This window comes from Paenibacillus sp. Soil750 (assembly GCF_001428045.1).
GTDB lineage: Bacteria > Bacillota > Bacilli > Paenibacillales > NBRC-103111 > Paenibacillus_E > Paenibacillus_E allorhizoplanae.
Genome location: NZ_LMSD01000042.1, coordinates 75,561 through 87,848 on the forward strand (window position 1 = coordinate 75,561; position 12,288 = coordinate 87,848).

Below are 12,288 nucleotides of genomic sequence, written 5' to 3' on the forward strand. Positions count from 1 at the left end.
TTTATGCGAACACTAGCCTCTCCTTATATCGCTTTTTGTGAGACAGGCTTCCGTTTTATCGAATCAGGGGCTTTACATAATAATTGCCCGAACAAGGAAGCGAGCAGTTGTTGAAAAAGCATACACATAATAACAGGCATTGCGACAGGTGGCGGAAAAAACGAAATGGCCAGCACGGCACCAGCGCTATTATTTCTCATCCCGGTATTAAACACCATGGTAACCATGATATCGCGGTCCCACTTTAGCCATCTGGCGATCAGCCAACCAATCAGATAGCCAGATGAAGCCATGACGACAATCACACAAGCTGTCAGGACCAATTTACTGTCAATTTTTGTGAAATACGGTGCCACCACAGCACTGTTAATCGCAATGGTGAAGGCCAACCCTATTTTGGAGAATGGCGATAAGGGGCGCCCCCATTTCTCCTTCACCTTTCCTTGCGAAAGTTGATTTAGCAGCATACCCAATAAGGACGGAAGGACGATCATAAAGAAAAGGCCTTTCATCATACCAAACACATCCATCTTCACTTGTACGCCGAGGAACGCATCCATCGTAAAAGGCACCAGAAACGGCGATAATAGGGTATCAATCAAAATAACCGACAACGTTAGCGCAATATTCCCCTTAAAGATGGAAACCCACATGAAACTTACGACACCAGTAGGAATGACGACCATTAGAATTAGACCAGTTCTCAGATACACATCATCATGAAAAAACACATTACCGATGATCCATGCAATAGCAGGCATCAACACATGCAGAGCAAGCAGCGAGACGAAAATCGGGAAAGGCTGAATTAATACCCTTTTTAAATCTTTAAAGTTCATACTTAAACTGCCTGTAAATGTCATAAAGCCGAAGATCCATGGTACTAAGTAAGTAAAAGACTTTAACCATACTGTCAAAATAATTCCTAGAATAACACTCGTAGGAGTAATCAGCGGAAGCCATTTCTCCAGGCTCTTGTTTAATTTATGCAGCATTGGCTTCTCTCCTAACATGACTTTAAAGCTCTGAAAGCTTAACCTCGGTATACGCCATAATCAGCGGTGCTACGCCATGTCCATTATTACTCACGATGATTTCGTTTTCGGTATAGTACTTAAAAGTCCCATCACGAACCTTGCCCGTATCAGGATTTGTGCCTAGTCCTGCACTTCTACAGATTCCACCAAGCAGCACTTCTCCATTCTCCTCATGGAGATATTGCCGGATAGTACCGTCAAAGACAGACTTCCCGCGCTCAGCGTATTCGCTAGCAAGATAGCCAAGACGCGAACCTTTCAACATCGCATAAGCCAGCATCAAGGTCCCGCTAGATTCCAAATAATTCCCTGGTCGATCTCCCATATCAACGATCTGATACCACATACCCCCGCTATGCTGGTAAGGTAACATACCGTCTAGCGTTTCCTGCAACATCATTTTCAGAGGCTCGCTGTCCACCTGTTCATCTTCCAGAAGTTCAAGCACGTCCACCAAGGCCATCACCAACCAGCCCACAGCGCGTCCCCAGACATTTGGAGACATCCCCGTCGTTTTATCACACCAAAACATCTCTCTACTCTCGTCATAAGCATGGTAGTATAGACGATTTTCTTCATTAAAAATAAACTTTTTCACATTTAAAAATTGATTTATGGTATCGGAATAGTCCTTCTTTTCCTCAAATTCCTTGATGTAACGAACCAAAAATGGTTGTCCCATGTAAAGTCCATCCAACCAAATTTGGTTTGGATAATTTTCTTTATGCCAGAAGCTTCCTGACGCTGTTCTTGGATAGGTTTTCAGCTGCTCATAGATCAAATCAAGCACATGCTTATATTTGGAATCATTCTCTCTTTTGTATAAGTCAAAAAGAATGGTCGCTGGTCTGATTTGATCAATACTATAATAACACACATCAATGGCCGGTATTCTGCCACTCTCATCATAAAGCCGGTCGATGAAACCTTTGACGAACAGGTAATACTCTTCTTTCCCCGATTGCTTATAGCTGTCCATATATGATTTAAGAATACAGTTCTCGATATAGTGCCATCGCAAGGAAAACCAAGTTCCTTCACTTTCCATATAGTGATCTCTTAGTTGATCCAGCATTTGATACGTCATACGTTTCATCTCCCAAATGGTTAACATGGTTAACTTAGGTGTCCCGATATTGGCCAGGTGTCATTCCTGTCAGCTTTCGAAAAGTCCGAATAAAACCCGTAGAATTAGCATAATTGAGTCTCTCCGCAACTTCTGAAATCTTCATATCCGTCTCTTTCAACCATTTTTTCGCCATGTTAACCCGATAGTTGGTTAAATAATCAATAAAAGTAACACCGATCTCTTTCTTAAAAACACGACTGACATAAACAGGATGATATTTGAGCTGCGCAGCACACGATTCAAGTGAAATATCCTGCTCGAATCCTTCATGAATCATTGTAAGCATTTGATGCGCGAGGTTGATATATTGCGAATCTGCCCGTCCTTTGAAGAAGGCGAGTGCTGGCGGCAGCAAATCGGTCTTAAACCAAGAGGTAATATCTTGTACCGTGTTCAACTTCATAAAAGAATGGAGCACGGATTTCGTATCAATTAAGCCTTCCAATTTACCGCCTTGCTGCTGGACTAAGCCATGAATCTCAGTAATCAGTTCAATCATCACAAATTGAAAATCGTTAAACCGGATCTCTCTTTCCATGATCAACGCAACGTATTTATCAAAATGTTCAAACGTAGATGTTGAATCACCTGTTTTTAATGCGTTTACAAAATAATCTTCCAAATAATTCAGCGAAGCTGCGAGATGTTTACTGTTCTCATGAACCGTTTCAATATCATCATAATGAATGATGATATCACTCCCCAGACGAATCCTTCGCTTCAGCGCTTCCAAAGCCTCTGCATGTGCATTCATGGCATCCGTGTATCGGGAAAATACGCGACTGATACCGATGCTCACTTTCAGCTGAAGCAGCTCGTGAACCTTTGATTTAATTTCCTCAGCTGCCTGGTGAAAACTTAATTGCAGTTCCTGTAGATCTTCGACATCTCCAGTAAGCAGGGATACCTGAGACTGATCCAGTAATAATGAACCAAGCAAACGGTTAGCTGGCAAAAGCTCACTGACGATGTTATGGATAGCAAATAACAGCAATTCCTTATCGCTTTCCATGTATCTCGTATCCTGAAGGGAATCGATCTGCAGCGCAATCACACCCATGGGCTTCCCTTTTTCCGCGAAGCCGTAGGTTTCACACTTAAAAGCAAATTCGCTCTCCGTCACCTGTCCCATGAACAGTTTCAACAGGAAGAACTCTTTCATCTGTCCCGTTTGACCTTGAAGCTGCTGTTGAAACTGCTTCCGTGTCCGGAATAACGCATTAAATCTATCCTCGATATAAGCAAACTCATCTTTCCTGCGAGACTCTGTCGTTTCGCCGCCGAACTGTTCCATCGTCTGAAATAAACGTCGGATCGGAGAATACATCCGTCTGCTCACGTAGAATGCGGCAGATGCAATCACAAGGAAGACGATCAAGCAGACATTAATTGTAACGAGTGCAATCTTCTTGGATTCCATCGTCACTTGATCAATGGAAACGACGGAAGCATAAATCCAACTATTGGACGATACTCTGTAATTCACAGCAGTATTTTTGCCTTCATAATAGCCGTTAGCATCTGTTACTTTTTTCAAAGGCTCCAGGATCGAATCGGAAATGTAATCTGCCCCCGCGTTACTTAAGAATGGGATGTGCTCACGGTTCAGTACATAGATGTCTCCCAATTGCTTCGTTTGGGCTAACCCTTTTTCCAATTCCGTCTTCGACATTTCTATGATCAGTAATGCCTTCGGAGCTGCCGACGGAGCAATCATTGGGAGCTTTACAATCATCCGAATCCCATATTCGTCTGCTAACCAGAATAAATTTTTGGGATTTTTTGCGTAATCTTGCAAACGGTTTTTATCGGAATAATCCGCCGTACGGGTGAATCCTAAATTGCTGATCATCCAGTCCTTTTCCAGGTTAATGAGGTGGGTGTCAGCTACGCCCGATAAAGAGTGCAAGTTATATAAACCCTTGGCAAGGCTTGTAATCGTTTGGAAATCATCCTGTGTCAACGCATTGTAGAGGTTGTCTGTTACAAGCGGTGAATTTAAATATTGCACGGCACCCATTTCTACATTTTTCAATACTTGCTCAATTCTCATCTGGTTCTGCAGCAAAATTTGGGAATTGCTTTCTTTAACCTTTTTCTCTATATCTTGGGAGGAAATATGATAAGAAATCATTCCGATTGTCGTGACTGGAATGGCAACCAGCAACATAGCGAATAGGATCATGCGATATAAATAGGTGGGCAATGTTATTCCTCACTTCTGTTTACTTTCGTTTCAATGACCCTTATTATATCAAAACCAGCCGTCCGGTGTGAATGTGCGGACGGCTGCTTGCATGCTTACTTCTTGGTTTGCGAGGTACGGTCCTGAAGTTGATGAACGGATACGTTCCCCCAGCTTAGATCGTCCACGCGGTATTTGTTGATTTGATCCCAGTCTAGCTCCATACCTAGACCGGGCAAGTCACGTCCCGGAACAAGAAGATATCCGTTCTCGTATTGAACTGGACTTTTAACAATATCGCCAATATACAATTCAGGTCCAGTCGGATCTGATGTATAGTTCAAATTCACAAGCGAGCTTCCCAGATGTGCCATAGCCGCTGTACCTACAGACAGCTCCTGCGTTGTACCAATCAAGCACGATTTCCCGGCGACTTCCGCAGCAGCAGCTGCTTTCCTAGCAGCAGTAATTCCACCGATAAAAATAGGTGATATGTTAAAAATATCGACCGAATCGTGCTTAATCATTTCGGACTGCTGACGGAAGCTCCATACATGCTCACTTACTGGGTATTCCGTGTTCATTCGGTAATGATGAAGTCCCTCGAAATCATTCTGAACGGCTGGGCTCTCCACCATCTGGAAATCATATTGCGACAATCGTTTCGTGGCCTTCAACGCCGATTTCCAGTCCAATAAATGGCTGAAGTCCAGCGATTTAATCGTCACTTTCGATCCAAATTCCTGCTTTACGCCAGCCAAAAATGCTTCATCGGCATCTAAGTTTTTTCCAACATAGAGTCGGAATGTATCAAAGCCTTTACTCAGTCTCTCGCGGACAATCGCCAGATTTTCTTCTACCTCTTCCATAAAGCGATGTCTGAAAATCGGATAGCAGACTTTAATTTTCTCTTTGATTCTTCCGCCAATAAATTCAGCTACGGAAATTCCCAGCGATTTCGCGCAAAGATCGTGTAAAGCCGCATCAATCCCGTTTCGGATAAAGTTACCCTTTTCATAATAAAACATCGTTTCTGGAAAATTGCTGAGCAGCTCCTTATTGAGCAGTGAAATATCAAATGGGCTCTGGCCTAATAGAATGGACTTGAGCACCACAGCCATGTCCTGAATGTCTAATGAATAATGAGGAAGATGAGAGAAGTCCGACATTTCACCAATACCTGTTAATCCGTTATCCGCATCAATCTCCACGATGACATGCTTGCAGACAAACCCTGTATTACGCGGCATTGCGATAACCGTAAGTCTAAGATCTGAAATTTTCATGTTGTTAGCAGCCCCCATTCGTTTAGTAGATTCGTTACTTCCTTCTTATCCGCTTCATTCAAAGGATCTACAGGTTCGCGCGTGACGCCGGCACGAAGTCCCAATTGTTCCATCGCTTCCTTCACAGCGACTACATTGTTACCGGCATTATATTTGGCACGCAAGTTCTCGAAAGGCAGAACATCTTCCCACAGACTCCATACAGTAGGCCAATCTTGATCGCGTAATGCTTGCAGCATCCCTTGCGAGATACTGGGATTTACATTGATTAAGCCCGACGTAAATCCTTTTGCCCCTGCATTGTAGAAGTAAGGTGCCCACTTTTCAGCTGTCCCGCAGATCCAGGCGATGTTGTATTCTGCGCTGATTTTGCGCACCGTTTCGGTAAAACGCGGAAGATCGTTGATCGCATACTTCACACCCACGCATTTATCCAACGGTGCTAAGCTAAACAAGATATCGTCCGAAACATGAGCATCTTTCAAATAAAGGATGGACGGAATATCCAAGCTTTCAATCACATTACGGTAATAGGACACCGCACCAGGCGTCGTGATGTAAGGATGAATGGGCTGATGGATCATCACACAGTCCGCACCAACCTGCTGAGCATGCTTCCCAAGCTCTACGGCGGTTTCAACGGAATATCCGATACCAGCCATAACAATGGCACGATGATTTACGATTTCGACGACCCGTTTGGTCACGTCCTTCGCTTCATCCAGCGTTAACGCATAGAATTCGCCCGTATTTCCGCAGGGCACAATCACTTCGGTACCATTTGCCAGCAAGAACTCGATATTCGCTTCCAGTCCTTCCCAGTCAATTCGGCGCGTCTCTTCATCAAAAGGTGTAATATTGATAGCTGAAATCGTTTCCAGCCTTTTACTGAATGCAGCATAATCCATCTGGATTCACTTCCTTTCGTTTCACTCCAATGACTATGGTGTAACCACGACGGTTTTGACTTGTGTGAAAAACTCGATTGCTGCTCTTCCCTGTTCACGAGAATAGGAGCTGGATAGCTTCATACCGCCAAATGGAGCCTGGGGTTCCACACCAGCAGTTTCACCGTTCACCTTGATCAAGCCAGCTTCGATGCGATTCACAAAGTGATGAACATGCTTTTGATTTTGTGTAAAAATAGCAGCTGCTAATCCGTAACGAACGCTATTAGCCAGATCGATCGCATGATCAAGATGATCGGCCTCGTTAATCACTAAGACCGGACCGAAAATTTCCTCTTGTGCGAGCGTGGATTGCGGGTCGACACGATCTAGAATCGTAGGTTCGATATAGTACCCTTTAGCAAATTCGCCCTCCGTCTTCGCTTTACCACCAGCAAGCACTTGGGCTCCTTCTTGGATACCGATTTGGATAAATGCCAGAATCGACTCGTATTGACGTTTGGACACAACAGGTCCAAGATAACAGTCATTTTCCTGCGGATTGGACAATTTAATGCCGTTCGCGCGTTCGATCAACATGGAAGTCAATTGTTCTTTCACAGACTTCTCGACGATAACACGGCTAGTCGCCGTACACTTCTGACCAGCAGAACGCATGGCAGCACTAATGATGACATCAGCCGCTTTCTCCAGATCGGCGTCCGCAAGCACAATGGTCGCGTTCTTTCCGCCCATCTCCAATTGATACTTCGCATGACGGGAAGATGCGGCTTGCGAAACTTGCTTGCCGACAGCATCTGAGCCCGTGAATGAGATTCCCGTCACATCGGGATGATCTAGAATACGTTGTCCAACAACGGAGCCTGAGCCGCTAACAAGATTAACAACGCCTTGCGGCAAGCCGCTCTCTTCCAAGAGCTGCATGAGCTTGGATGCCGTAATGGTAGAATGCTCTGCAGGCTTCCAAACAACGGTATTACCAAATATTATGGCAGGCGCCATCTTCCATACAGGAATGGCGACAGGAAAATTCCAAGGTGTGATCAGACCTACGACGCCAAGCGGTACCCGCGTCGTGTATAAGTGGGATACACCGTCCGTGGAGGGCAATACCTCGCCAATGCTGCGTAGTCCCTCACCTGCGTAATACCGGAACAGTACGACAGCACGATTGACTTCACCTCTTGCCTCGCCGATCGGTTTTCCCATCTCAGCAGTAAGAAGTTGTGCCAATTCCTCGAGATGATCCTCAATCTTCTGTGCGGCTTTAAACAAACAAGCTGCTCTTTGCGTACCTGACAAGCTAGACCATGTTGGAAGCGCTTGCTTAGCACTTGCAACGGCTAAGTCCACGTCTTCCTTGCTCAATTGGAGGCTGCGTCCTACTAATAACTCCGTATTTAGGGGGCTGTAATGATCCTTAGATGGGCGGCTGCCGGGTTCTACCCAGCAGCCATTGATATAAGCGGTTTTATCGATGACATTTACATTTGTAAGCATGTACTCACTCCGTCTCTCAGACTCTATATTTATGGATCACTCTATTTTTTCTGCTTAGCGTATTCTGCCGTGTACTCAGCAATGACCTTCTCGCCGCCTGCTTTCATCCATTTATCAAGTTCAGCCTGCCAGCCAGCGTCGTCGATTTTACCCATAATGTATTTGGTTTGAGCATCACGAATCATGTTATCGAGCTCAACGCCCTTTTCAGCGTAGGTCTTCGAATTAAATGTCAGGGCCACATTCGGAACGACACTTTTCAGATTATCCTGAGCGATCTTCGAACCTTTTGCCTGTAGATCATTTTGCTTCAACGGAAGTCCTTTTCCTGCTGTTTCGAATGACGGCAAGCTATCACGGTACGGTTTAACTTCAAGGTTGAACAGTGTCAAATCTTTAATTTGACCCTTGCCATCCTCTGTTTTGGTAAAGTGCTTGCCTTCAACCCCTCTTGTCAGAAGCGTTGACATTTCAGCATCTAGCAGCTTATCGAAGAAGCCTAACAGGCGCTTCAGTTCCGCTTCGGTCTTCACGCTCGATTTAGGAAAAAGGAAGAAACCGTTGTTTCCAGACTCAGCCGGAACTTTAAGTCCAGATGGACCTTCAAATGGTACGACATCTACTACTGCGCTTGGCGTTGATTTCGAAACGTTATCAAAAGAAAGTGCAGCAGCTGTTGCTACCGTGTTAACACGAATACCAACTTTACCAGCATTCCATTTATTATCGGAATCCGCTGTTTGCACGATGGAGAAATCCTGGTTAATTAATTTCTCAGCATACAAACGTTTCAATAACTTCAAGGAGTCCATATACGGCTTCGTCATAAATTCAGCTACGATTTTACCATTTTCAACCCCCCATTTATTAGGCGCCCCATTCGGAACAGATAGACGAGTTAAAAAGCTGCTGCTAAGCACTGGATCGTTATAGTTTTTATCCAAGAAGAAGCCGTACGTATCCGCTTGGCCATTCTTATCAGGATCTTTTTCTGCCACTGTTTTGGCCATGTTGTACCAATCGTCTAGTGTAACTGGAGGCTTTAAGCCGAGCCCACTAAACCAGTCTTTACGGTAGATGATACCTGCACGTCCTATGTCACGGTATAACGGCAGCCCATATAGCTTGCCATCCACTTTAATGTTGTCGTAATACATCGGACTAAGCTCCGATAAATTTTTGTAATCCTTCAATAATGGGCCAATTCCCCAGAACAAGCCGGACTGGATGGCATTTAGGGTCGAAGCGTTAGCTTTCACTTTAAAAGCTTTCGGCATTTCGCTAGAAGCAATCATGATGTTCTTCTTGTCTTCAAAAGCAGCATCTGGAATCCATTGAATATCGATTTTGGCATTCGTATATTTCTCTATCGCCAGCTCAATGTCGCTGCCCTTCTTAGGCGCTTCTCCTACCTGCGGCGTAGCAATGGTTACCTCTAGTGGTGTGTTATCCACCGTTTTTTCTTCTTTCTTCGGATCTGTGCTGTTTCCACAAGCTGCAAGTGTACCAGTTGTCAACGCGATGGAGCAAAGTAAAGCCATATACCTTTTTTTCATCATTCTTACCCCTCCATGATTATGAATAATATGGTACATATGCAAAGATGAACCACAATAGGTTATCCCTTTACCGAACCTAATAAAACGCCTTTCGCAAAATGCTTCTGTAAGAATGGGTAGACGAGAACAATGGGTATTGTCGCAACCACAATTGAAGCCATCCGAATCGTTTGTGGCAAATAATCTGTCGGATCGGACTGCGAGGTCGAATCGCCAATTTTATCTTGAGACATGAGCACAATTTGCCTAAGCACAACCTGTACGGGCCATTTCTCAGAATCGTTGATATAAATAACAGCATGGAAGAACGTATTCCAATGTCCCACTGCGTAAAACATTCCGAAAGTCGCCATAGCTGGCATGGACAAGGGTAGCACGATTCTGAATAAAGTCCCGATATCGTTGCAGCCATCAATTCTCGCAGCATCTTCCAATCCATCTGGAATTTGCTGAAAAAAGTTTTTTAGGACGATTAAGTTAAATGCACTAATGGCTGTTGGAATCATAAGAGACCAATACGAATTAATCAGGCCAACCGATTTGACGACGAAGTAGGTCGGGATCATACCGCCACTGAAAAGCATCGTAATCAGGATTAGTAACATGAAGGTTTTACGCCCACGCAACGTGGCTCGAGCCAATGGATAGGCTGTAAACGAAGTGAGTATAAGATTGATCAATGTTCCTAAAACGGTTACATAAATCGATACTCCGATGCTTCTAATCATGGTGTCCGTTGAAAAAATGTATTTATACGCACTAAGCGTAAATTTAGTAGGTATCAAAAGCAATCCACCTTTGACAACCTCTGAAGGGGCTGCAAAAGATACCGAAACAATATAGACAAACGGTATAATCGTGATCAAGGAAACAAGTGTTAATAACGCATAGTTAACCCAATCGAATACTTTATTGCTTAATGTCTTATCATTCGTTGGCATTGTATATCTCCACCTCCTAGTAAACGCCTTCTTCGCCAAACTTCTTCGCTAGCTTGTTCGCACCGAGGACAAGTATCAGCCCCACTAACGATTTGAACAAACCAACTGCAGTACTATAACTATATTGCGCCTGTGTCAAACCCTTCATATACACATAGGTATCGAACACTTCGCCCACTTCACGGTTCATCGAGTTCAACATCAGGAAGATATGTTCAAAGCCTGTATCCAAGAAACTTCCCAATCGTAGAATAAACAGAATCACAATCGTACTTCGGATCGCAGGTATCGTTATATGCCAGAGTTGGCGCCAGCGACCAGCCCCATCCATCCGAGCAGCTTCATACAATTGCAAGTCAACGCCAGACAAAGCAGCTAAGAAGATAATCGTCCCCCAACCAGCCTCTTTCCATATCGATTGCGCAATAATCATGGGTCTAAACCATTCTTCACTTAGCATAAATGGGATTTTCTCAAACCCGAATTGTGCTAGCAATTCATTAACGACGCCACCCTCAGTCGTAAATAACACATAAAATATACCTACAGCAACTACCCAAGAAATGAAATGCGGCAAATAGAGCAATGTTTGGACGATTCGTTTGAACATCTCTCTTCGTGCTTCATTAATCATAAGAGCTAATAGGATCGGAAGCGGAAAAAAGAAGACTAAATTATAGATGGCTAACAACAAAGTATTTCGAAACAGTGACCAGAATTGGGGCTCCATAAAAAATCGTTCAAAATGTTTAAAGCCAACCCATGGACTGTTTATAAATCCGGTAAAAGGCTTGTAGTCCTGAAACGCCATGACCAGACCAAGCATCGGAACATATTTGAATACGACAAAATATAAGATCCCGGGAAACAAAAGTAGATACATCCATCGATCTCTTAAGAGATCTCGCACTAGCTGTGATCGTTTAAATGAGCTTAATCGAGCTCTTTGCATTTGTGCTTCCAAGGGTTGCGGCACTCGACTTCCTCCTGACTGGTATGTGTTTGGCTTCCCTCGTATCATAAGTTATGAAATGAATATCAGGCTATCGTACTCATTTAACTTCTTTTTCTCAACCTTGAAAACCCTTACATGACGGGCGTTTAGCGGATGTGCAACCTTCAAGTAATCATTCTTTGCTGTCATCGTAATGATTTAGCTATTAGCTTCATTCCGTTGTATCGCACAAAAATGCCCAGTAAATTAACTATCTAATTTACTGGGCTTCGTTATGAACTTTTCCGTTACTATAGCATTAATTAGGGACTATCACCTTCAACAAAGCCTTTCTAACATATTCGGACTTAGTCCCCTTACACCAAGGCCTGTGAATATCTGATGGCATAAAAATGGCGAACTGCCCTGGACATAGCGTCAACTCCATCTCATTTTCCGCACCATGGAAAAAGGTATGATCGTCAATGGCTGGAATCACCTCAACCGGGTGATTCTTCTCGCTATCCCGAGCAAAGCCAATGGTCTCTGATCCGGCAAGGATATAGTGAATATCCATATATCGTTGATGTCGCTCTGGCAATGCCTCTGAGAAGGGGATCGTTGCTGTCGTTTTCACGACCAGATAGGTACCGTCTTCCCCCACAGGATATAACCCATCCTCGATTTCATCGAATGAACATGTAGACAGGTAGTCCAGCTTCTGCGCAAGCCGCTCAGAGAATAACCATTTATCCTCTGACCACTTGCGGAAATCTCCTAAAATCAAGTGTGGTTCCTCCTAGCCAATA

The 12,288-nt window shown here is 44.0% G+C and carries 10 protein-coding genes; all 10 read right to left on the minus strand.

Going from position 1 to position 12,288, the window contains the following annotated elements; translation table 11 throughout:
- Positions 1-23: 23 nt before the first annotated feature.
- The 10 genes from ASL11_RS31270 to ASL11_RS31315 all read right to left on the minus strand — a co-directional run bounded on the left by ASL11_RS31270 (position 24) and on the right by ASL11_RS31315 (position 12,266).
- Entirely contained in the window at positions 24-995 is a 972-nt protein-coding gene (locus tag ASL11_RS31270) for a bile acid:sodium symporter family protein (RefSeq protein ID WP_056623798.1), read from the minus strand.
- Positions 996-1,017: 22 nt separating this feature from the next.
- Complete coding sequence (locus ASL11_RS31275) at positions 1,018-2,124, minus strand: glycoside hydrolase family 88/105 protein (RefSeq protein WP_056623799.1); 1,107 nt, start codon at positions 2,122-2,124, stop codon at positions 1,018-1,020.
- A 34-nt stretch (positions 2,125-2,158) separates the two neighbouring features.
- Positions 2,159-4,372, minus strand: coding sequence for an AraC family transcriptional regulator (locus ASL11_RS31280; RefSeq protein WP_056623802.1), 2,214 nt, complete (start codon positions 4,370-4,372; stop codon positions 2,159-2,161).
- Positions 4,373-4,467: 95 nt separating this feature from the next.
- Positions 4,468-5,637: a mandelate racemase/muconate lactonizing enzyme family protein gene (locus ASL11_RS31285; RefSeq protein WP_056623804.1), complete on the minus strand. Its 1,170-nt coding sequence runs from the start codon at positions 5,635-5,637 to the stop codon at positions 4,468-4,470.
- Complete coding sequence (locus tag ASL11_RS31290; RefSeq protein WP_056623807.1) at positions 5,634-6,545, minus strand: dihydrodipicolinate synthase family protein; 912 nt, start codon at positions 6,543-6,545, stop codon at positions 5,634-5,636. The genes ASL11_RS31285 and ASL11_RS31290 overlap by 4 nt, the downstream gene beginning before the upstream one ends.
- A gap of 33 nt (positions 6,546-6,578) precedes the next feature.
- Complete coding sequence (locus tag ASL11_RS31295) at positions 6,579-8,045, minus strand: aldehyde dehydrogenase family protein (protein WP_056623810.1); 1,467 nt, start codon at positions 8,043-8,045, stop codon at positions 6,579-6,581.
- Between the two features lie 41 nt (positions 8,046-8,086).
- Positions 8,087-9,604 (minus strand): extracellular solute-binding protein, encoded by a 1,518-nt coding sequence (locus tag ASL11_RS31300; protein WP_056623813.1) that lies wholly within the window; start codon positions 9,602-9,604, stop codon positions 8,087-8,089.
- A gap of 59 nt (positions 9,605-9,663) precedes the next feature.
- The gene (locus ASL11_RS31305) at positions 9,664-10,545 is read right to left on the minus strand and encodes a carbohydrate ABC transporter permease (protein WP_056623816.1); all 882 of its coding nucleotides are present in this window, start codon (positions 10,543-10,545) and stop codon (positions 9,664-9,666) included.
- Between the two features lie 16 nt (positions 10,546-10,561).
- Entirely contained in the window at positions 10,562-11,497 is a 936-nt protein-coding gene (locus ASL11_RS31310) for an ABC transporter permease (RefSeq protein ID WP_056624696.1), read from the minus strand.
- Positions 11,498-11,798: 301 nt separating this feature from the next.
- On the minus strand, positions 11,799-12,266 hold the full coding sequence (locus tag ASL11_RS31315; protein ID WP_056623820.1) for a YhcH/YjgK/YiaL family protein: 468 nt from the start codon (positions 12,264-12,266) through the stop codon (positions 11,799-11,801).
- Positions 12,267-12,288: the final 22 nt, after the last annotated feature.

What these genes read in the sequence shown, in the direction of transcription:
- ASL11_RS31270 (WP_056623798.1), bottom strand. Translation starts at nt 995, where the DNA reads ATGCTGCATAAATTAAACAAGAGCCTGGAGAAATGGCTTCCGCTGATT.
- ASL11_RS31305 (WP_056623816.1), bottom strand. Translation starts at nt 10,545, where the DNA reads ATGCCAACGAATGATAAGACATTAAGCAATAAAGTATTCGATTGGGTT.
- ASL11_RS31295 (WP_056623810.1), bottom strand. Translation starts at nt 8,045, where the DNA reads ATGCTTACAAATGTAAATGTCATCGATAAAACCGCTTATATCAATGGC.
- ASL11_RS31285 (WP_056623804.1), bottom strand. Translation starts at nt 5,637, where the DNA reads ATGAAAATTTCAGATCTTAGACTTACGGTTATCGCAATGCCGCGTAAT.
- ASL11_RS31310 (WP_056624696.1), bottom strand. Translation starts at nt 11,497, where the DNA reads ATGCAAAGAGCTCGATTAAGCTCATTTAAACGATCACAGCTAGTGCGA.
- ASL11_RS31290 (WP_056623807.1), bottom strand. Translation starts at nt 6,545, where the DNA reads ATGGATTATGCTGCATTCAGTAAAAGGCTGGAAACGATTTCAGCTATC.
- ASL11_RS31300 (WP_056623813.1), bottom strand. Translation starts at nt 9,604, where the DNA reads ATGATGAAAAAAAGGTATATGGCTTTACTTTGCTCCATCGCGTTGACA.
- ASL11_RS31275 (WP_056623799.1), bottom strand. Translation starts at nt 2,124, where the DNA reads ATGACGTATCAAATGCTGGATCAACTAAGAGATCACTATATGGAAAGT.